Source organism: Mycobacterium sp. 3-98, from assembly GCF_035918355.1.
Taxonomy (GTDB): Bacteria; Actinomycetota; Actinomycetes; order Mycobacteriales; family Mycobacteriaceae; genus Mycobacterium; species Mycobacterium intracellulare.
Genome location: NZ_CP142360.1, coordinates 4,245,933 through 4,266,387, shown reverse-complemented (window position 1 = coordinate 4,266,387; position 20,455 = coordinate 4,245,933). Strand labels below are relative to the sequence as shown.

General features: G+C 68.0%; 19 protein-coding genes, 2 tRNA genes and 1 pseudogene. 15 read left to right on the top strand and 7 right to left on the bottom strand.

Annotated features, from left to right (window positions below; translation table 11 throughout):
* Positions 1-27: 27 nt before the first annotated feature.
* From QGN30_RS20035 to QGN30_RS20025, 3 genes are all read right to left on the bottom strand, one after another.
* Positions 28-1,044 carry a pyridine nucleotide-disulfide oxidoreductase gene (locus QGN30_RS20035; RefSeq protein WP_082278473.1) on the bottom strand — a complete coding sequence of 339 codons (1,017 nt, stop codon included), beginning with the start codon at positions 1,042-1,044 and terminating at the stop codon, positions 28-30.
* An 87-nt stretch (positions 1,045-1,131) separates the two neighbouring features.
* Positions 1,132-2,736, bottom strand: coding sequence for a glycoside hydrolase family 13 protein (locus QGN30_RS20030; protein WP_326565387.1), 1,605 nt, complete (start codon positions 2,734-2,736; stop codon positions 1,132-1,134).
* Complete coding sequence (locus QGN30_RS20025; protein ID WP_008255158.1) at positions 2,736-3,131, bottom strand: globin; 396 nt, start codon at positions 3,129-3,131, stop codon at positions 2,736-2,738. Before QGN30_RS20025 ends, QGN30_RS20030 begins: the two co-directional genes overlap by 1 nt.
* Positions 3,132-3,275: 144 nt before the next feature.
* Between QGN30_RS20025 and QGN30_RS20020 the strand changes: the two genes are divergently transcribed.
* The 3 genes from QGN30_RS20020 (at position 3,276) to QGN30_RS20010 (ending at position 4,675) form a co-directional block, all read left to right on the top strand.
* Positions 3,276-3,926, top strand: coding sequence for an HNH endonuclease (locus tag QGN30_RS20020; RefSeq protein WP_026071535.1), 651 nt, complete (start codon positions 3,276-3,278; stop codon positions 3,924-3,926).
* Between the two features lie 67 nt (positions 3,927-3,993).
* Positions 3,994-4,221, top strand: coding sequence for an aa3-type cytochrome oxidase subunit CtaJ (gene ctaJ, locus QGN30_RS20015; protein ID WP_008255162.1), 228 nt, complete (start codon positions 3,994-3,996; stop codon positions 4,219-4,221).
* The gene (locus tag QGN30_RS20010) at positions 4,208-4,675 is read left to right on the top strand and encodes a DUF5130 domain-containing protein (protein WP_008255165.1); all 468 of its coding nucleotides are present in this window, start codon (positions 4,208-4,210) and stop codon (positions 4,673-4,675) included. The genes ctaJ and QGN30_RS20010 overlap by 14 nt, the downstream gene beginning before the upstream one ends.
* Here QGN30_RS20010 and pepN read toward each other — a convergent pair whose 3' ends face one another.
* Entirely contained in the window at positions 4,676-7,249 is a 2,574-nt protein-coding gene (pepN, locus tag QGN30_RS20005) for an aminopeptidase N (protein ID WP_014379669.1), read from the bottom strand.
* A gap of 91 nt (positions 7,250-7,340) precedes the next feature.
* Between pepN and QGN30_RS20000 the strand changes: the two genes are divergently transcribed.
* The 4 genes from QGN30_RS20000 to QGN30_RS19985 are packed head-to-tail and all read left to right on the top strand — an operon-like array spanning position 7,341 to position 9,727.
* Entirely contained in the window at positions 7,341-7,964 is a 624-nt protein-coding gene (locus QGN30_RS20000; RefSeq protein WP_008255169.1) for a mycothiol-dependent nitroreductase Rv2466c family protein, read from the top strand.
* 40 nt (positions 7,965-8,004) lie between these two features.
* The gene (locus QGN30_RS19995; protein WP_009955467.1) at positions 8,005-8,484 is read left to right on the top strand and encodes a ribose-5-phosphate isomerase; all 480 of its coding nucleotides are present in this window, start codon (positions 8,005-8,007) and stop codon (positions 8,482-8,484) included.
* A gap of 18 nt (positions 8,485-8,502) precedes the next feature.
* On the top strand, positions 8,503-9,309 hold the full coding sequence (locus QGN30_RS19990; protein ID WP_009955466.1) for an Fpg/Nei family DNA glycosylase: 807 nt from the start codon (positions 8,503-8,505) through the stop codon (positions 9,307-9,309).
* A gap of 58 nt (positions 9,310-9,367) precedes the next feature.
* A complete protein-coding gene (locus QGN30_RS19985; RefSeq protein WP_074020979.1) occupies positions 9,368-9,727 on the top strand; it encodes a hypothetical protein in 360 nt (119 codons plus the stop codon).
* Positions 9,728-9,735: 8 nt separating this feature from the next.
* On the opposite strand, the gene QGN30_RS19980 is transcribed toward QGN30_RS19985, so the two are convergent.
* Both QGN30_RS19980 and QGN30_RS19975 read right to left on the bottom strand, forming a co-directional pair.
* The gene (locus QGN30_RS19980) at positions 9,736-10,926 is read right to left on the bottom strand and encodes a serine hydrolase domain-containing protein (RefSeq protein ID WP_009955465.1); all 1,191 of its coding nucleotides are present in this window, start codon (positions 10,924-10,926) and stop codon (positions 9,736-9,738) included.
* Positions 10,927-10,959: 33 nt separating this feature from the next.
* Positions 10,960-11,030, bottom strand: a tRNA-Gly gene (locus QGN30_RS19975).
* A 149-nt stretch (positions 11,031-11,179) separates the two neighbouring features.
* Here QGN30_RS19975 and QGN30_RS19970 point away from each other — a divergent pair.
* From QGN30_RS19970 to clpP2, 4 genes are all read left to right on the top strand, one after another.
* Positions 11,180-11,256: transfer RNA gene (locus tag QGN30_RS19970), tRNA-Pro, on the top strand.
* Between the two features lie 64 nt (positions 11,257-11,320).
* Positions 11,321-12,715, top strand: coding sequence for a trigger factor (gene tig, locus QGN30_RS19965; RefSeq protein WP_038535667.1), 1,395 nt, complete (start codon positions 11,321-11,323; stop codon positions 12,713-12,715).
* A 127-nt stretch (positions 12,716-12,842) separates the two neighbouring features.
* Positions 12,843-13,433 (top strand): ATP-dependent CLP protease proteolytic subunit ClpP1, encoded by a 591-nt coding sequence (clpP1, locus tag QGN30_RS19960; RefSeq protein ID WP_008255177.1) that lies wholly within the window; start codon positions 12,843-12,845, stop codon positions 13,431-13,433.
* Positions 13,430-14,065: an ATP-dependent CLP protease proteolytic subunit ClpP2 gene (clpP2, locus tag QGN30_RS19955; protein WP_008255179.1), complete on the top strand. Its 636-nt coding sequence runs from the start codon at positions 13,430-13,432 to the stop codon at positions 14,063-14,065. Before clpP1 ends, clpP2 begins: the two co-directional genes overlap by 4 nt.
* A gap of 22 nt (positions 14,066-14,087) precedes the next feature.
* Here clpP2 and mmuM read toward each other — a convergent pair whose 3' ends face one another.
* Positions 14,088-14,996, bottom strand: coding sequence for a homocysteine S-methyltransferase (gene mmuM / locus QGN30_RS19950; RefSeq protein ID WP_198139482.1), 909 nt, complete (start codon positions 14,994-14,996; stop codon positions 14,088-14,090).
* Positions 14,997-15,355: 359 nt separating this feature from the next.
* Here mmuM and clpX point away from each other — a divergent pair, with 359 nt between their 5' ends.
* From clpX to QGN30_RS19930, 4 genes and pseudogenes are all read left to right on the top strand, one after another.
* Positions 15,356-16,636, top strand: a complete 1,281-nt coding sequence (gene clpX / locus QGN30_RS19945) for an ATP-dependent Clp protease ATP-binding subunit ClpX (protein ID WP_008255183.1) — start codon at positions 15,356-15,358, stop codon at positions 16,634-16,636.
* 32 nt (positions 16,637-16,668) lie between these two features.
* Positions 16,669-17,118, top strand: a pseudogene (locus tag QGN30_RS19940) (MFS transporter); the annotation flags it as partial.
* A 230-nt stretch (positions 17,119-17,348) separates the two neighbouring features.
* Entirely contained in the window at positions 17,349-19,304 is a 1,956-nt protein-coding gene (locus QGN30_RS19935; RefSeq protein ID WP_095563018.1) for a 2-oxoacid:acceptor oxidoreductase subunit alpha, read from the top strand.
* Positions 19,305-19,353: 49 nt separating this feature from the next.
* Entirely contained in the window at positions 19,354-20,454 is a 1,101-nt protein-coding gene (locus tag QGN30_RS19930) for a 2-oxoacid:ferredoxin oxidoreductase subunit beta (protein ID WP_009955456.1), read from the top strand.
* The last annotated feature ends 1 nt before the right edge of the window (position 20,455 follow it).

Here is a 20,455-nt window from a genome sequence, read left to right as displayed (position 1 = left end):
GGCGTCGGCGGTCCAGCGGCGCGGAGATCAGGGGCCGTAACTCAGCCACAGCGGCAGCACGGCATCCAGGTAGTCCATGAACTTCTTGAGCCCCACCCGGAATTGCCCGTACCCGTAGCGGTCCTGCGCGTACTGCGGAAACGCGATCCCGACCCCGAACAGGCCGGGAGCAAGGATTCCGTTGGTGCGGTTGTAGTCCAGTTGCCCAAACTGCGGTGTCTCGGGCAATCGTCGGCGTTCGAAGCCGACGGTGTAGACCACCCGGTCACACCGGGCCAGCTGCCCGGAGAACTCCGGCGCCGATACCAGGCATCGCTCCAATCGTTCCGGCGGCACCCCGTCGATGTTTTCCCGCGCCCACACCGCCGCCTGGCCCTTGAGCCCGGTGTCATCGAACAGGATCCAATCCTCAAAGTACACAGCGTATTTCAGTGGGCTTCGGTAAAAGTTGATCACCCGCTCGACGGGATGGCGCAGCAGATTCGGCAGCACGATCATGGACGAGTGCGACGAGCCGAACACGCCGACCGTCGCACCCCGCAGCGGCTCACGCGCGAGCTTCTCGGGATCGAGGGCAACCTCCACCGGAATCTCGTCGAGCTCCGGGTAATGAAGCTTCTTGGCGACCGCCCCGACGGCCAGGATCACGTTGCTAGCCACGATGTCGTCCCGTTCGGTCTCGATGCGCCATCGCCGGTTTTCCAGGTACAGCGCGGTCGCGGTCGTCGTGAAGGTGGCGACCTGCTCACGAAGCTGCCCCGTGATCCACACCAGCGGCTCGGCGACCAGGCCCAGCGCGCACGTCTCCTGGGGGTCGATCTCGCGCAGCGGCAGGGGCGGCGCTTCGTCGAACCGAAATGACTTGGAGCCGTTGAAGTATTCGAGGAACAGACCCACGTGCGTGTTGCTCGACACCGACCGCCACTTTTGCCCGATGTCGCCGCCGGCGAAGGCGGGATCGATCCACGCGATCCTTTCGGCCGCGACGCCGTGATCCAGCAGCCTCCCCACCGCGGCGACGCCCGCCGGCCCGGCCCCGATCACTGCCCACGCGTAGGAAGTCATGCACCACATATAGAGCAGTGCGCGGCGAAACGCCCACCGGGACTCGGGCCGTGAGGCCCGAACCGGCTACGCCAGCCAGGCCGCGGAGTCCGGGGGGAGTTTCGCGTCGAGCAGCGGCGCGCTGGCCAGGACGAGTTCCCCCGGCGGCACGGGCACCGGCTGTGCGCCGCAGTTGAGCGCGCACACCAGGCCGCCGGGACGCCGGAAGATCACCGCGTCGCCGGAGGCGTCCAGCCATTCGACATCGTCGCCGTCGAACTCGACGCGACGCTTGCGCAATTCGAGCGCGCGCCGGAAAAACGACAGCGTCGAGTCGGGATCGGCGCTCTGCTTGTTAACGGTCAGCGCCGCCCACTCCTTCGGCATCGGCAACCAGGTCTCGGCGCAGGACGAGAACCCGAACGGGGGCTCATCGCCCGACCAGGGGATGGGCACCCGGCATTTGTCGCGGCCGCGCTCGGTGTGTCCCGAGCGTTCCCACGTCGGGTCCTGCAGCACCTCGTCGGGCAGCTCGACGTCGGGCAGCCCCAGTTCCTCGCCGTTGTAGATGAACACCGCGCCCGGCAGGGCGAGCATCACCATCGCCATCGCGCGGGCCCGGCGCAGGCCGAGGTCGCCGCCGCCGTAGCGGGTGACCTCCCGGCCGACGTCGTGGTTGGACAGCGTCCAGGTCGGGACGGCGTCTTGCAGGGCGGTGGCGGCGAGCGAGTTCTGGATCGCGTCGCGGATCTCGGCGCCGTCGAATTCGATCCTCGCCAGCCGGAAGTTGAACCCGAGGTGCAGCTCATCGGGCCGCAGGTACTCCGCCCAGCGGGCGTTGTCGGTCACCCACACCTCGCCGACGGTCACCGCCCCCGGGTAGTCGTCGATCACCCTGCGGATGTCGCGGTGGATGTCGTGCACGCTCGGGTTGTTGAAGCGCGGGTCGTCGTCGGTGTGGTGCAACACCTTGGACTCGACGTCGGGCGCATCCGGCAGGCCGGCCGGCTTGGCCATGCCGTGCGCCACGTCGATGCGGAAGCCGTCCACGCCGCGTTCCAGCCAGAAGCGCAGCGTCTTCTCGAAATCGTCGAAGACGTCCGGGTGCTCCCAATTCAGGTCCGGCTGCTCGGTGTCGAACAGGTGCAGGTACCACTGGCCGGGTTGACCGTCGGGTTCGACCACCCGGGTCCAGGCGGGGCCGCCGAAGACGGAGGTCCAGTTGTTGGGCGGCAGCTCCCCGTCGGCGCCGCGGCCGTCGCGGAAGAAATACCGCACCCGCGCGTCGGTGCCCGGCCCGGCGGCCAGCGCCGCGGCGAACCACGGATGGGCCGAACTGGTGTGGTTGGGCACCACGTCCATGGTGATCTTCATGCCCCGGCGGTGCGCCGCGGCGATCAACCGTTCGATGGCCGCCATCCCGCCGAACAACGGGTCGATGTCGCGCGGATCGGCGACGTCATACCCGTGGTCGGCCATCGGGGAGACCGTGACCGGGTTGAGCCAGATCGCGTCCACGCCGAGCTGCTCGAGGTGGTCCAGGCGGGCCGTCACTCCGTCCAGGTCGCCGACGCCGTCGCCGTCGCTGTCGGCGAACGACCGCGGATACACCTGATAGAACACCGCGCTCGACCACCACGCTGCCGGGCTCATGCTGCTCCGTTCGGTTCGCTGGGCATCAGAACTGGGCATCAGAACGACGAGTTCACCAGCGAGTCGGCGGCCATCTCCAGATAGCTGAGCAACTCGCGGCGGTGCTCGTCGTCGAGTGTCGCCGAATCGATGGAGGCCACGGCCGTGTGCATGCAGCGCAGCCACGCGTCGCGCGCCAGGGGAGTGATCCGGAACGGGACGTGCCGCATCCGCAGCCGGGGGTGTCCGCGCCGGTCCGAGTAGGTGCGCGGGCCGCCCCAATACTGCTCGAGGAACATCCGCAAGCGCTCCTCGGCGCCCTCGAGGTCATCCAGGGGATACAGCTCGCTCAAAATCTCGTCCTCGGGCACCTGAGCGTAAAACCGCGACACGATCGCGTGGAAGGTCTCGGCACCGCCGACGGCGTCGTAGAAGGACTGTCCTACCTCATCCATCGCCGTCCATTGTGGGGCATCGTCGCGACGGCAAGCCGCGGCGGCCCGACGCCGCTCTCGCTGTTCACCGGTTGGACACGGCGTTTCACCTGCAATAGGGGTGCGATTGGCGGCGAATCATGGTGGACTGTTCGCGGAGGATCTATGGCGCAGGGCAAGAGACGCCGCAGCCACCGCAGTAGTCAGGTGGCCGCGGCAGGGTCAACCGGGCCCACAACCGTGTCATCGCTGCACAGTGTCGAGATCCATCCGCCGGCCCGCCCGGAGAGCGCTTCCATCTGGAGTCGCCGGCGGGTGTTGCTGCTGAATTCCACCTACGAGCCGCTGACCGCGCTGCCGATGCGGCGCGCGATCGTCATGGTGATCTGCGGCAAGGCCGACGTGGTGCATCACGACCCGGCCGGGCCCGTCATCCACTCGGCGACCCGCTCGATCGTCGTGCCCTCGGTGATCCAGCTGCGCTCGTATGTCCGCGTTCCCTACCGGGCGCGCGTTCCGATGACCCGCGCCGCGCTGATGCACCGCGACCGGTTCTGCTGCGCCTACTGCGGGGCGAAGGCGGACACCGTCGACCACGTGGTGCCCCGCAGCCGCGGCGGCGACCATTCCTGGGAGAACTGCGTCGCCTGCTGCTCGACCTGCAACCATCGCAAGGGCGACAAGCTGCTCAGCGAGCTCGGCTGGGCGCTGCGGCGGCCGCCGATGCCGCCGACCGGCCAGCACTGGCGGCTGTTGTCGACGGTCAAGGAGCTGGACCCGGCCTGGGCCCGATACCTCGGCGAAGGCGCGGCCTGAGCCACAATCTGGTGTCCGGTCGCGCCGGTGGATCGCTTGGTGGGATACGGTTTGCGTCGTGAGTCCTATGCATCTCCACCTGATCATCGTCGGTATACCCGTGTTGCTGGTGGTCGCGCTGTCGGTGCTGATCTGGTCCCGCAAGGGGCCGCACCCGGCGTCCTACAAGCTGGGCGAGAAGTGGACGCATCCGCCGATCCTGTGGGCCGCCATCGGCGAAGAGGTCGGCCACAGCCATGGGGGGCACGGCACGTCGGAATTCTCAGTCGGAGGTGGCGCCAGTGGCACGTGGTGAGGTAGCGACGAGGGAACCCGCCGAGCTGCCCTACGGCTCGGTGATCACCGCCAGCGGACGGATCTCCGGGGTCACCGAGCCCGGCGAACTCTCGGTGCAGTTCCCGTTCTCGACCAAAGATCTCGTCGCGGTGGACGACGCGCTGAAATTCGGGTCGCGGTCCTCCAAGACGCGTTTCGCGATCTACCTCGGCGACCTGGGCAACGACACCGCCGCGCGGGCCCGCGAGATCCTGGCCGACGTGCCGACGCCGGACAATGCGGTGCTGCTGGCCGTCTCGCCCGACCAGAAGGTCATCGAGGTGGTCTACGGTTCCGCTGTCCGCGGCCGCGGCGCCGAATCGGCCGCACCGCTGGGTGTGGCCGCCGCTTCCTCGGCATTCGAGCGCGGCGACCTGGTGGACGGGCTGGTCAGCGCGATCCGCGTGCTGAGCGCCGGCATTTCGCCGGCTTAGCTACTCGGCGTCGAAACGGCGCGCCCGCAACGATCGCTTCACCCCGGCCTGGCCCTCGAGCACCAGGCGGCGCAGCGCCGCCGGCACCTCGGGGTCGGACAGGAACTCGTCGGCTGCGGCGATGCCGTCCTCGCTGATGTCCCAGTGCGGGTACAGGCCGATCACCACCGTCTGCGCCACTTCGCTGGACCGGCGCGCCCACACCCCCGAGATCGCCTCGAAATACCGCGCGGTGAACGGTTTGAGCAGCTCATGCTGCGCCGGCGGGGCGATGCCCGCGATGATCGCGCGGGCGGTGATGTTGGCCAGGGTGTCGTCCTCGACCACCCTCGTCCACGCCTCCTCCTTGACCTGCAGTTGGGGCCGCGCCGTCGCGGCCTGGGCGCCGTGCCGCTTGCCGGCGGCGGTCGGATCCCGCTGAACCTCGGCGTCGATGAACGGCGTGGCGGGCCCGTCGGCGTCGATGTCGCCGGCGGTGGCCAGCGCGGTGACAATCCGCCACCGCAGGTCGGTGTCGATCTCGAGGCCCGGCAATCCCAGGTCTTCGGGGGAGCGGTCGAGCAGGTCGGCCAGCGTCACCACATGGCGCGTCGACAGCACCGACGAGCACAGCGTGTTGACGAAGGCGAGCTGGTGATCCGATCCGGGCTGCGCGGCGCGCGCCAATTCCAGCAGCCGGTCGGCGAACTGCGGCCAGCCCTCCTCGCGCGCCCAGCCGGGCTCGGCGTAGGACGTCAGCGCCGTCTGCGCCTGAAGCAGCAGCCGCTGCGCCACCCCGACCTCGGTTTCGGCGTGCACGCCGCCCGCCACCAGGGCCACGAAATCGCGGGCCCGCAGCTCGGCCTCGCGCGTCATCTCCCAGGCCGCCGACCAAACCAGCGAGCGGGGCAGCGGCTCGGCGATGTCGGCGATGCGACCCAGGGCGGTGCGCAGGGACTCGGCGTCCAGCCGCAACGAGCAGTACGTCAGGTCATCGTCATTGACCAGAACCAATTGGCCCCGCGAAACCCCAACCAACGCAGGCACTTCCGTCACCGGGCCCTCGACGTCGAGCTCCTCGCGGCGCACCCGCACCAGCTTTCCCGACCCGTCATCGTCGTAGACGCCGATGGCCAGCCGGTGCACCCGGGTCTCGCCGGCGCCCGGGGCGGCTCCGCTCTGGGTCACCGCGAACCGCGTGAACCTGCCGTCACCGTCGACGTCGAAATCGGGCCGCAGCGTGTTGAGCCCGGTCGTCTTCAGCCACTGCTGCCCCCAGTCGGACAGGTCGCGCCCCGACGCCTTCTCCAGCGCGGCGACCAGATCGTCGAACGTGGCGTTGCCGAACGCGTGGGTGCGGAAGTAGTCGCGCAGCCCGGCCAGGAAGTGCTCGAGCCCGACGTAGGCGACGAGCTGTTTGAGCACCGACGCGCCCTTGGCGTAGGTGATGCCGTCGAAGTTCACCTCGACCGCGGCCAGGTCCGGAATGTCGGCGGCGATCGGATGGGTCGAGGGCAACTGGTCCTGACGGTAGGCCCACGACTTTTCGACCGTCGCGAACGTGGTCCATGCTTCGGTGAATTCGGTTGCCTCGCTTTGGCATAGCACCGACGCGAACGTCGCGAAGGACTCGTTCAGCCACAGGTCGTCCCACCACGCCATGGTGACCAGATCCCCGAACCACATGTGGGCCATCTCATGCAGCACGGTCTCGGCGCGACGTTCGTAGGACGCCCTGGTGACCTTGCTGCGGAAGACGTAGTCCTCCAGGAAGGTCACCGCGCCGGCGTTTTCCATTGCGCCGGCGTTGAACTCGGGGACGAACAGCTGATCGTATTTCCCGAAGGCGTAGGGCAAGCCGAAGTTCTTGTGGTAGAAGCCGAATCCCTGCTTGGTCTGGGTGAAGAGCCGCTCGGCATCCATGTAGGGCGCCAGCGACGCCCGGCAGTAGATGCCCAGCGGAATTTCGCCGTGTTCGTCGGTGTAGGCGTCCTTCCACTCGGCGTACGGGCCGGCGATCAGGGCGACCAGGTAGGTGCTCATCCGCGGGGTGGTGGCGAAGGTGTGCAGGCCGTCGGTCACCGACACCGTCGCGCCGTTGGAGATCACCTTCCAGTGCCGGGGCGCGGTCACCCGCACGTCGAAGGTCGCCTTGAGGTCGGGCTGGTCGAAGCAGGCGAACATGCGCTTGGCGTCGGCGGTTTCGAATTGGGAGTACAGGTAGGTCTCGTTGTCGACCGGGTCGACGAACCGGTGCAGACCCTCACCGGTGTTGGAGTAGCGGCAGTCCGCGTCGACCACGACGACGTTGCGGTCGGCCAGGCCACGCAACTCGATGCCGGTGGATTCGTCGTATCCGGAGACGTCGAGGTCGCGACCGTTGAGCGTGGCGCCGCGCACCGTGTCGGCGGCGATGTCGATGACCGTGTCGGCGCCGGCGAGGGCGTCGAACACCACCGTGGTCACCGAGCGGAAGGTCCGTTCGCCGGGACCGCCGTGGGAGTCGGTGAGGTCGAGGTCGATCTGGTAGCTGGCGACGGTGATCAGCGAAGCGCGCTCGACGGCTTGTTCGCGGGTGAGGTTGGGGAGTGCCACGTGTCCAACTTACGGGTCGGGCGAACCGGGAACAGGAGCGAGAGGCCTACGGTTGTGCAGATCAGACTTTCAACCGACGAGAGGACAGGACATGCCCGACAACGCGCCCGCGAAGAACAAGGCCGATTTCTGGTTCGATCCGCTGTGCCCGTGGGCGTGGATCACCTCGCGCTGGATCCTCGAGGTGGAAAAGGTTCGCGACATCGAGGTGAACTTCCACGTGATGAGCCTGGCGGTGCTCAACGAAAACCGCGAGGGCCTGCCCGACGAATACCGCGAACGCTTGGCGAAGGCCTTCGGCCCGGTGCGGGTGGCGATCGCGGCCGAACAGGCCCACGGCGCCGAGGTGCTGGCGCCGCTGTACACCGCGATGGGAACCCGGATTCACAACGAGGACAACAAAGAACTGGACGACGTGATCAAGCAGTCGCTGGCCGAGGTGGGCCTGCCGGCCGAGTTGGCCGACGCCGCCGACAGCGACGCCTACGACGAGGCGCTGCGCAAGAGCCACCACGCCGGGATGGACGCGGTCGGCGATGATGTCGGCACGCCCACCATCCACGTCAACGATGTGGCGTTCTTCGGTCCGGTGCTCTCGAAGATTCCGCGCGGTGAGGAAGCGGGCAAGCTGTGGGACGCCTCGGTGGCCTTCGCGTCCTACCCGCACTTCTTCGAGCTCAAGCGCAGCCGCACCGAGAAGCCCGACTTCGCCTAGCGCGCTCGGGCCGTCGCGCGGCTGTGTAAGGATTGCGGGCATGCGCGTCTACCTCGGCTCTGACCACGCCGGATTCGAGCTCAAGCAGCAGATCATCGAGCACCTCGCAAAGTCCGGCCACGAGCCGATCGATTGCGGCGCCTTCACCTACGACGCCGACGACGATTACCCGGCCTTCTGCATCGCGACCGCGACGCGCACGGTGGCCGACCCGGACAGCCTGGGCATCGTGCTGGGCGGGTCGGGCAACGGCGAGCAGATCGCGGCCAACAAGGTGCCCGGCGCCCGGTGCGCGCTGGCCTGGAGCGTCGAAACCGCAAGCCTGGCCCGCGAACACAACAACGCGCAACTGATCGGCATCGGCGGTCGCATGCACACGGTGGCCGAGGCGCTCGCCATCGTCGACGCCTTCGTGACCACGCCATGGTCGAAAGCCGAACGCCACCAACGGCGTATCGACATCCTCGCCGAATACGAACGCACCCACCAAGCCCCGCCGGTACCCGGCGCGGCGGGCTGACGCTGGAAAGGTCCGCGCGTGCCCGAAGGGCATACCCTGCACCGGCTGGCCCGGCTGCACCAACGCCGCTACGCCGGCGCGCCGGTGTCAGTGTCCAGCCCGCAGGGCCGCTTCGCCGACGCGGCCGCGGCGGTCGACGGCCGGGTGTTGCAACGCACCAGCGCGTGGGGCAAACACCTGTTTCACCACTACGCCGGTGGCCCCATCGTGCACGTGCATCTCGGCCTGTACGGCGCCTTCACCGAATGGGAACGTCCCGACGACGGGTCGTTTCCCGAGGCGGTCGGGCAGGTGCGGATGCGCATGATCGGCGCCGACTACGGCACGGACCTGCGCGGCCCGACGGTGTGCGAGGTGATCGACGAAGGGCAGGTCAGCGACGTGTTGGCCCGGCTGGGTCCCGATCCGCTGCGCGGCGACGCCGATCCGTCGTGGGCGTGGAAGCGAATTGCCAAGTCGCGCAGGCCCATTGGGGCACTGTTGATGGATCAGACCGTCATGGCCGGCGTGGGCAACGTGTACCGCAGCGAGTTGCTGTACCGCCACGGCATCGACCCCTTCCGCCCCGGCCGCGACGTCGGCGAGGACGAATTCGATGCGGCCTGGATTGATCTGGTGGCACTGATGAAGGTCGGGTTGCGCCGGGGCAAGATCATCGTGGTGCGGCCCGAACACGACCACGGCGCGCCCTCGTATCGCCCCGACCGCCCCCGCACCTACGTCTACCGGCGCTCCGGCGAACCGTGCCGCGTGTGCAAAGCCCCGATCCGCACGACCGTGCTGGAGGGCCGCAACGTGTTCTGGTGTCCGACCTGCCAAAAATAATGGCGAAACATCGCCGCCTCCGGTTTGAATTCAATCGGGGTGGGCATGTGTTGTCTCCATGAAGACTCTCGCTCGATCAGCAGCAACGATTTCCGCCATCGCGGGTCTGGGCTTGGCGGGGCTGGGCGTCGCGACCGACGCGCAGGCGCATCCCGCTCCGTTCCCGCAGTGGTGCCCCGGCGATTTCTGGGACCCCGGCTGGGGCGACAACTGGGACACCGGGAATTGCCACGACAATTGGCGCGGACCCGGGCCTAATCCGTACCTCAACCCCGGCGGACCCGGCGGTCCCGGTGGGTTGGGCGGTCCCGGTGGGCCCGGCGGACCGGGTGGGCCCGGCGGTCCCGGTGGCCCCGGCGGGGGTGGCCCCGGCGGTGGTGGACACGGCGGCGGTGGCGGCGGTGGCGGCGGCCATTAACGGCGCCGCTAGATGACACCCAGCACGGAGTAGACCGCGTTCGACAGGACCAGGCTGCGGGGGTCGGCGTTGGCCTTGGTGGGGTCGAAGTGATTCGCCACATAGGCGTAGCCGATGCGGTGCTCGAGATCGACGAACCCGAACGAGCCGCCCAGCCCGCCGTGGCCGAAGATCCGCGGGTTGGGTCCGTTGACGCAGCGTTGGTTGAGCATGTATCCGAGACCCCAGCCGTGGTCGGCGACCCGCGGCCCCAGCACCAGGTCGGTTTCCAGCCCGCCCTGACAGACCCGCACCAGGTCCATGTGCTCGCGGCTGAGCACCTTCTCCTGGGCGAGCGCGTTGTAGAAGGTCGCCAACCCCAGCGCCGACACCTGACCGTTGGTGCCGGGGAACTCGAGTTCGCGCCACAGGCCCAGATCGTGTGAGCCGAGCTCGTCGTCGGGGGCGAATCCCATCGAGACGGACAGGCCCGCCTTGGGGTGCTCGGCCAGGCTGGTCGGCCAGCCCGGCGCCTTCGCGTCGGCCAGCAGGTCCCGGGCGTGCGGCTTGTTGATCCGCTCGGCGCAGCGGTGCTGTTCGGCCAGCGGCAGCCCGATGTGGACGTCGGCGCCGAACGGTTCGGCGATCTCGGTCCGCAGGTACTGACCGATCGTGCGGCCCGTGACCCGGCGGAACACCTCGCCCATGATGAAGCCGAAGGTGGTCATGTGGTAGCCCTGCGCGGTGCCCGGCTCCCACCAGGGCTCGGCGGCGGCCAGCTGTTCGCAGACGTAGTCCCAATCCGCGACCTGCTCCCAGCGCATCCGGGTGCGCGGCCCGATCACGCCGGAGCGGTGGCTCATCACCATCGCCAGCGTGATGTCCTGTTTGCCCGCCTGAGCGAACTCGGGCCAGTAGTGGGCCACCGGCGCCTGCAGGTCCAGCTCGCCGCGGTCGGCCAGTTGGTGCACGCAGGTGGCCGACAGGCCCTTCGTGCCGGACAACACCGTGGTCAGGGTGTTCTGCTGCCAGGGCCGGGTGCGGGCCGCGTCGGCCCAGCCGCCCCACAGGTTGACGACGAGAGACCCGTCCACCCACACCGCGACGGCCGCACCGACCTCGTCGCGCAGGGTGAAATTGCGCTCGAACGCGTCGCGAACCCCGACGAAATCCGACGCGCATGAGCCATGGATCGACGGGTCCGTCGTCAGGTCGCTCATGGCGCCTCTCTATCGAGCAGATAGTTAGCCCCGAGCGGGCGACGGGAATCGAACCCGCGTAGCTAGTTTGGAAGACTAGGGCTCTACCATTGAGCTACGCCCGCATGTATTTAGTCGAGCGTGACTGTAGCTGGCGACGAAGATCAAATCTAATCGACGCGGCTTTGTGATCACTCCGTGAGGTCCGCGAGGTCGCCGCCCAAGCCTGTGACGGACCTGGCTTTGCGGGGCCTTAGGATCATCGAGGTCAGCGCGGGGTGTAGCGCAGCTTGGTAGCGCATCCGCTTTGGGAGCGGAAGGCCGCAGGTTCAAATCCTGTCACCCCGACCAGCACGACCGGCCGCACGCTGCGCGGCCCACCGACGACCAGGAACGAGCACCGAGGAGCACACCCGTGAAGAGCACCGTCGAGCAGTTGAGCCCCACCCGGGTGCGCATCAATGTGGAGGTCCCGTTCTCCGAACTCGAGCCGGACTTCCAGCGGGCCTACAAGGAGTTGGCCAGGCAGGTGCGCTTGCCCGGCTTCCGGCCCGGCAAGGCGCCGGCGAAGTTGCTGGAGGCCCGCTTCGGCCGCGAGGCGATGCTCGACCAGGTCGTCACCGACGCGCTGCCCGCGCGGTACGGACAGGCGGTCGCCGAGTCGGAGGTGCACCCGCTGGGCCAGCCCGAGATCGAGGTCACCAAGAAGGAGTACGGCGAGGAGCTGGCGTTCACCGCCGAGGTCGACATCCGGCCCAAGCTCACCCTGCCGGACCCGGGTTCGCTGACCATCTCGGTGGACCCGATCGAGATCAGTGACGACGACGTCGACGCCGAACTGCAGTCCCTGCGGGCCCGATTCGGCACCCTGACCGGGGTGGACCGGCCGGTCGCCGACGGCGACTTCGTCTCCATCGACCTGTCGGCCACCATCGACGGCGAAGAGGTGCCGGGCGCCACCGCGCAGGGGCTGTCCCACGAGGTCGGCTCCGGCCGGCTCATCGCGGGCCTCGACGAGGCGCTGGTCGGGTTGTCCGTCGACGAATCCAAGGAGTTCACCGCGCAGTTGGCCACCGGCGAGCACGCCGGCAAGGACGCGCAGGTGACCGTCACGGTCAAGTCGGTCAAACAGCGCGAGCTGCCCGAGCCCGACGACGAGTTCGCCCAATTGGCCAGCGAATTCGACACCATCGAGGAGCTGCGGTCCAACCTGCGCGAGCAGGTCGGCCGGACCAAGCGGGCGCAGCAGGCCGAAGCCATCCGCGACGCCGCGATCGACACGCTGCTCGAGCAGGTCGACATCCCGCTGCCCGAAGCGATCGTGAAGGCGCAGGTCGACAGCGCGCTGCACAACGCCCTGCACAGCCTCGACCACGACGAATCCAAGCTCGACGAGGTGCTCGCCCAGCAAGGGAAGTCGCGCGAGGAGTTCGAGACCGAGACGCGCACCGCCGCCGAGACCGACGTCAAACGGCAGCTGCTGCTCGACGCGCTCGCCGACGAGCTCGAGGTCCAGGTCGGCCAGGACGACCTGACCGAGCGGCTGGTGGCCACGTCGCGCCAGTACGGCATCGAGCCCCAGCAGCTCGTCGCCTACCTTCAGGAGAACAACCAGCTGCCGGCCATGTTCGCCGATGTGCGCCGGGCGCTGGCCATCGCCGAGGTGATCCGCGCGGCGACGGTCACCGACACCGCCGGAAACACCGTCGACACCGACGAGTTCTTCGGCAAGCGCGCGGGGGCGGACGAGGCCGCCGATGACGTCTCCGGTGACGCCGAAGAATCCACGAAGGCCGACGCCGAGGAGTGACCGCGCGATGACGCTGTGAGCGAACGCGCCCGTTTCAGGGGCGCGTGGCCGCGAAACGGCGGGCCCGGTTGGTTAGTGTCGGTGTAGACAGATCTGACAGAAAGCAGGTACCCCGGTCGTGACTGACATGCGTTCAAACTCGCAGGGTCTCAACCTCACGGACTCCGTCTATGAGCGCTTGCTGTCCGAGCGCATCATCTTCCTGGGTTCGGAGGTGAGCGACGAAATCGCCAATCGGCTGTGCGCGCAGATTCTGCTGCTCGCCGCCGAGGACTCCACCAAAGACATCTCGCTCTACATCAACTCGCCCGGCGGCTCGATCAGTGCCGGCATGGCGATCTACGACACCATGGTGCTGGCGCCGTGCGACATCGCCACCTACGCGATGGGCATGGCCGCCTCGATGGGCGAGTTCCTGTTGGCCGCGGGCACCAAGGGCAAGCGGTACGCGCTGCCGCACGCCCGCATCCTGATGCACCAGCCGCTGGGCGGGGTGACCGGGAGCGCGGCGGACATCGCCATTCAGGCCGAGCAGTTCCACGTCATCAAGAAGGAAATGTTCCGGCTGAACGCCGAATTCACCGGCCAGTCGATCGAACGCATCGAGGCGGATTCCGACCGCGACCGCTGGTTCACCGCGCAGGAAGCCCTGGAATACGGCTTCGTCGACCACATCATCACCCGCGCCGCCCACATCACCAATGGAGAAGCCCAGTGAACCCCGAAACCCAGCCCCAGGCGCGCTACATCCTGCCGTCGTTCATCGAGCACTCCAGCTTCGGCGTCAAGGAGTCGAATCCCTACAACAAGCTGTTCGAGGAACGCATCATCTTTCTCGGCGTCCAGGTGGACGACGCGTCGGCGAACGACATCATGGCGCAGTTGCTGGTGCTCGAGTCGCTGGACCCCGACCGCGACATCACCATGTACATCAACTCGCCCGGCGGCGGATTCACCTCGCTGATGGCGATTTACGACACCATGCAGTACGTGCGCGCCGACATCCAGACGGTGTGCCTGGGGCAGGCCGCCTCGGCGGCCGCGGTGCTGCTGGCCGCCGGGACCCCGGGCAAGCGGATGGCGCTGCCCAACGCCCGGGTGCTGATCCACCAGCCTTCGCTGCAGGGCGTCATCCAGGGGCAGTTCTCCGACCTGGAAATTCAGGCCGCCGAGATCGAGCGGATGCGCACCCTGATGGAGACCACGCTGGCCCGCCACACCGGCAAGGACGCCGCGACGGTCCGCAAGGACACCGACCGGGACAAGATCCTGACCGCCGAAGAGGCCAAGGACTACGGGATCATCGACACCGTGCTGGAGTACCGGAAGCTTTCCGCCCAGAGCGCGTAGCCTCTTTTCGCCGAGCGTGCACTCACGGCGAGTTTTCGGCTGATTTTTCGCCCTGGTTGCACGCTCGGCGCAAGGGGGCCAGCTCGGCGATGTCCACCGGGCCGACCCGGCAGCAGCCGCCGACAATGCGGGCGCCCGCCGAAACCCACTGCGCCGCAAGCCCCGTCGCGAACGTGCGCGGGCCGACCCACGCGCGACCGTCCCAGCGTTCGCCGCTGTTCGGATAGACGATGACGGGCTTGCCGATCTCCGATGCGCTCGCGATCGCGGGCAACACGTCGTCGGGCGCGCAGCAGTTGACCCCGACGGCCACGATCTCGTCGACGCCCGCGGCCACCGCGAAGGCCTCGGTCAGCGGTTGCCCGGCGCGGGTACGGGCCCCGTCGATGGTGTAGCTCAGCCACGCCGGCATCCCGACCGAGCGCACCACGTCGACCAACGCTTCCGCCTCGTCGACGTCGGGAACGGTCTCGCAGGCGAGGACGTCGGCCCCGGCGTCCGCCAGGGTCTCCAGCCGGGGCCGATGCCAGCGCGCCAAGGCCCCGACCGACAGGCCGTAGCGTCCGCGGTATTCCGAGCCGTCGGCCAGCGCCGCGCCGTACGGTCCGACCGAGGCCGCGACGAGCAGGCCCGCCGCGCCGGCCTCGTCCCGCGCGGCCTTCGCGAGCTCGACGCTGCGGCGCAACAGCAGGTCGGTTTCCCGACGATCCAGTCCGCGCGCCGCGAAACCCTCGAACGACGCCTGGTAGCTGGCCGTCGTCGCGATCGTGGCCCCCGCGCGAAAGTAGGCGGCGTGGACGGCGACGATCTCGCGTGGGGCGTCCGCGAGCAGCCTGGCCGACCACAACCGGTCGGACAGGTCATGGCCGCGCGCTTCCAGCTCGGTGGCCAAGCCGCCATCGAGCAGCACGGTTCCGCTGGGCCACCGCAAGCCCACGGCCAAACCCACGTGGCCACTGTAGGGTGATTTCTTGGGGGTTCACCCACGCCTCGTGTGATCGTCTCGGGGTCGGGTCGGCACCTCCGTCGGAGGCGGGATCGGGCGGCCGCCGGACTCGGTCGCATTACAACCGCGACACGCCAAAGACACGCAAAGCGCGTCTTTCGCGAGCGACGGGCACCGTCTGGCTATATCTTTCCTCCATACGGAAGCGGCATGAACTCCCGCAAATACCATGGGCGCGATTCGGCGTTTATGGTCGCGGCGGGCCCGATCAAGCGGGTAGCGTCGGTGAATACATGCGGGACAGGGAAGTCCAACGGCGAAGAGGAAGTAGGCACTGACGCACCATGGCACGCATCGGAGACGGCGGGGACCTGCTGAAGTGCTCGTTCTGCGGGAAGAGCCAGAAGCAGGTCAAGAAACTCATTGCTGGCCCCGGTGTGTACATCTGCGATGAGTGCATCGATCTGTGCAACGAGATCATCGAAGAGGAGCTTGCCGACGCCGACGACGTGAAGCTCGATGAGCTCCCCAAACCGATCGAGATCCGGGAGTTCCTCGAGGGCTACGTCATCGGGCAGGACACCGCCAAGCGGACGCTGGCGGTCGCGGTCTACAACCACTACAAGCGGATCCAGGCCGGGGAAAAGGGCCGGGACTCGCGCCACGAGCCGGTCGAGTTGACCAAGTCCAACATCTTGATGCTCGGTCCCACCGGCTGCGGCAAGACCTACCTGGCCCAGACGCTCGCCAAGATGCTCAACGTCCCGTTCGCCATCGCCGACGCGACCGCCCTGACCGAGGCCGGCTACGTCGGTGAGGACGTCGAGAACATCCTGCTCAAGCTCATCCAGGCCGCCGACTACGACGTGAAGCGCGCCGAGACGGGCATCATCTACATCGACGAGGTCGACAAGATTGCCCGCAAGAGCGAGAACCCGTCGATCACCCGCGACGTCTCCGGGGAGGGCGTGCAGCAGGCCCTGCTGAAGATTTTGGAGGGCACCCAGGCGTCGGTTCCCCCGCAGGGCGGCCGCAAGCACCCGCACCAAGAGTTCATCCAGATCGACACCACCAACGTGCTGTTCATCGTCGCGGGGGCGTTCGCCGGCCTGGAGAAGATCATCTACGAGCGCGTCGGCAAGCGGGGCCTGGGCTTCGGCGCCGAGGTCCGCTCGAAGGCCGAGATCGACACCACCGACCACTTCGCCGAGGTCATGCCCGAGGACTTGATCAAGTTCGGCCTGATCCCGGAGTTCATCGGCCGGCTGCCGGTGGTCGCCTCGGTCACCAACCTGGACCGCGAATCGCTGGTCAAGATCCTGTCCGAGCCGAAGAACGCGTTGGTCAAGCAGTACCTGCGGCTCTTCGAGATGGACGGCGTGGAGCTCGAGTTCACCGACGACGCCCTGGAGGCGATCGCGGATCAGGCGATCCACCGCGGCACCGGCGCGCGCGGCCTGCGCGCCATCATGGAAGAGGTCCTGCTGCCGGTGATGTACGACATCCCGAGCCGCGACGACGTCGCCAAGGTCGTGGTGACCAAGGAGACCGTGCAGGACAACGTGTTGCCGACGATCGTGCCGCGCAAGCCGTCGCGCACCGAGCGTCGCGACAAGAGCGCCTAACTAGCTCCTGGAGCTCCCCAGCACGCCCCGCCAAGGCCGATTCCTGGGGCCGCAAGCCGATCTTTTTGGCCGGGTTCGCCGTCCTGGGCGCCCGTGGCTTTCTCTACACGCTCTCGGACAATCCCTATTGGCTGGTGAGCGTGCAGATGCTGGACGGCGTCGGGGCCGGCGTGTTCGGCGCGCTGTTTCCCCTCGTCGTGCAGGACGTGACGCACGGGACCGGTTGCTTCAACGTCAGCCTGGGCGCGGTGACGGCCGCGACGGGCGTCGGCGCGGCGGTGTCGAACCTCGTCGCGGGCTCGATCGTGGTCGCGGCCGGCTACAACGTCGCCTTCGCGTTCTTGGGTGCTCTGGCGGGCGCCGGGTTCGTGTTGTATCTGGTTGCGATGCCGGAAACGGCGGCGGCCAAAAGCGGCGGCGGAGGCGCGGCATCCGGAAGCAGACACGGTATGAACGACGGTTGGGTAACGCGCAAGACGTGACCAACACCACAGTTTGCTGGGCTACTCGTCAGTAGACGGCGCTGACGTCGCCTTTTGCCCGAGAACGCGGCCGAGATGACGCGGCGGAGTCGGCCATGGCGATCGAAAATCAGTGCCATAATTGGTACCGCCAGTGACATAAAACCGTGATGGCCGGAGACTCCCTTCGCCGACGCGTAACCTGAAGCTGCGCGAACTGTCTGTCCGGTGAACAAATGGAGGGCAAAGACGTGGATCCGAACGGCAGCGGAGCCGGATCAGACTCACAGAACGGGGCTTCCCCGAACGGATCTGCCCGTCAGCGCCTCGAACAGGTCGTCATTCGCTTCGCCGGTGACTCCGGAGACGGCATGCAGCTCACCGGCGACCGGTTCACTTCCGAGGCAGCGCTTTTCGGCAACGACCTGGCGACCCAGCCGAACTATCCCGCCGAGATCCGCGCCCCCGCAGGCACCCTGCCCGGCGTCTCGTCCTTCCAGATTCAGATCGCCGACTACGACATCTTGACCGCCGGCGACCGGCCGGACGTGCTCGTCGCGATGAATCCGGCTGCGCTCAAGGCCAATATCGGCGACCTGCCCCGCGGCGGCGTGGTGATCGCGAACTCCGACGAGTTCACCAAGCGCAACCTGACCAAGGTGGGTTACGTCACCAACCCGCTCGAGACCGACGAGTTGTCCGACTACGTCGTGCATTCCGTCGCGATGACGACGCTGACGCTCGGCGCGGTCGAGGCCATCGGCGCGACGAAGAAGGATGGCCAGCGCGCCAAGAACATGTTCGCGCTGGGCCTGCTGTCGTGGATGTACGGGCGGCCGATCGAAACCAGCGAGAAGTTCATCCGGGAGAAGTTCGCCCGCAAGCCCGAGGTCGCGGAGACCAACGTGCTGGCGCTGAAGGCCGGCTGGAACTACGGCGAGACGACCGAGGCGTTCGGCACCACCTACGAGGTGTCCCGGGCGACCCTCCCGTCGGGCGAATACCGCCAGATCTCGGGAAACACCGCACTGGCGTACGGCATCGTCGCGGCCGGCCAGCTCGCGGACATCCCGGTCCTGCTCGGCAGCTACCCGATCACGCCGGCCTCCGACATCCTGCACGAGCTGTCCAAGCACAAGAACTTCAACGTGCTGACCTTCCAGGCGGAGGACGAAATCGGCGGCATCTGCGCGGCGATCGGCGCCTCCTACGGCGGCGCGCTGGGCGTAACCACCACGTCGGGGCCGGGCATTTCGCTCAAGTCCGAGGCGCTCGGGCTGGCCGTGATGACCGAACTCCCGTTGCTCGTCGTCGACGTGCAGCGCGGCGGGCCCTCGACCGGGCTGCCCACCAAGACCGAACAGGCCGACCTGCTGCAGGCGCTGTACGGCCGCAACGGCGAGTCGCCGGTGGCGATCCTCGCGCCCCGCTCGCCGTCGGACTGCTTTGAAACCGCGCTCGAGGCCGCGCGCATCGCGGTCTCGTACCACACCCCGGTGATCGTGTTGTCCGACGGCGCGATCGCCAACGGCTCGGAGCCCTGGCGCATTCCGGACGTCAGCACGCTGCCGCGCATCACGCACGCCTTCGCCAAGCCCGACGAACCGTTCCAGCCCTACGCCCGTGACCCGGAGACGCTGGCCCGGCAGTTCGCCGTTCCCGGCACGCCGGGGCTCGAGCACCGCATCGGCGGTCTGGAAGCGGCGAACGGCTCGGGCAACATCTCCTACGAGCCGGTCAACCACGACCTCATGGTCCGGTTGCGGCAGGCCAAGATCGACGGCATCTCCGTTCCCGATCTCGAGGTCGACGATCCGACCGGCGACGCCGAGCTGCTGCTGATCGGATGGGGCAGCTCCTACGGCCCGATCGGCGAGGCCTGCCGCCGCGCCCGGCGCAAGGGCATCAAGGTGGCGCACGCGCACCTGCGCTACCTCAACCCCTTCCCGGCCAACCTGGGCGAGGTGCTGCGGCGCTACCCGCAGGTGGTGGCGCCCGAAATGAACCTGGGCCAACTGGCGTTGGTGCTGCGCGGCAAGTACCTGGTCGACGTGCAGTCGGTCAGCAAGGTGCAGGGTGTCGCGTTCCTGGCCGACGAGATCGGCCGCGTCATCCGCGCCGCGCTGGGCGGGACGTTGGCCGAAGTCGAGAACGACAAGACGATGGTCGCCAGAATGGCGGCGGCAACGGTTGGGGCGGGCGCATGATTCGCGCCGGCGCCGACGCAGAGCGAAGCGATGAGGAGGAGCGGCGCTCGTGACTGACGTGATCGGCAATCTGGCGGGCAAAGACCTCGGTGTGACCCCGAAGTTGACCAAGAACGACGGGGTCCCCACCTTGTCCGCCGAGGACCAGCCCCAGAAGTCCAAGGACTTCACCAGCGACCAGGAGGTGCGTTGGTGCCCGGGCTGCGGGGACTACGTCATCCTCAACACCATCCGCAACTTCCTGCCGGACCTCGGGTTGCGCCGCGAGAACATCGTGTTCATCAGCGGCATCGGCTGCTCGAGCCGCTTCCCCTACTACCTCGAGACCTACGGATTCCACTCGATCCACGGCCGTGCACCCGCCATCGCCACCGGCCTGGCGCTGGCCCGCGAGGACCTGTCGGTGTGGGTGGTCACGGGCGACGGCGACGCCCTGTCGATCGGCGGTAACCACCTGATCCACGCGCTGCGCCGCAACGTCAACATCACCATCCTGCTGTTCAACAACCGGATCTACGGGCTGACCAAGGGGCAGTACTCGCCCACCTCGGAGGTCGGCAAGGTCACGAAGTCGACCCCGATGGGGTCGCTGGACCACCCGTTCAACCCGGTGTCGCTGGCCCTGGGAGCCGAGGCGACCTTCGTGGGCCGCGCGCTGGACTCCGACCGCAACGGCCTGACCGAGGTGCTGCGCGCCGCCGCCGGGCACCGGGGCGCCGCCGTCGTCGAGATCCTGCAGGACTGCCCGATCTTCAACGACGGCTCCTTCGACGCGCTGCGCAAGGAAGGCGCCGAGGAGCGGGTCATCAACGTCCGTCACGGCGAGCCAATTGTGTTCGGCGCCAACGGCGAATACTGCGTGGTGAAGTCAGGCTTCGGCCTGGAGGTGGCCAAGACCGCCGACGTCTCCGTCGACGAGATCGTGGTGCACGACGCGCACAGCGACAACTCGGCCTACGCGTTCGCCCTGTCGCGGCTGTCGGATCAGAACCTCGAGCACACGGTGCTGGGCATCTTCCGCAACATCAACCGGCCCACCTACGACGACGCGGCACGCTCGCAGATTCAGGCGGCCCAGTCGGCGAAGCCGTTCGACTCCGCGGCACTGCAGTCGCTGCTGCGGGGCCGCGACACCTGGACCGTCGACTGAC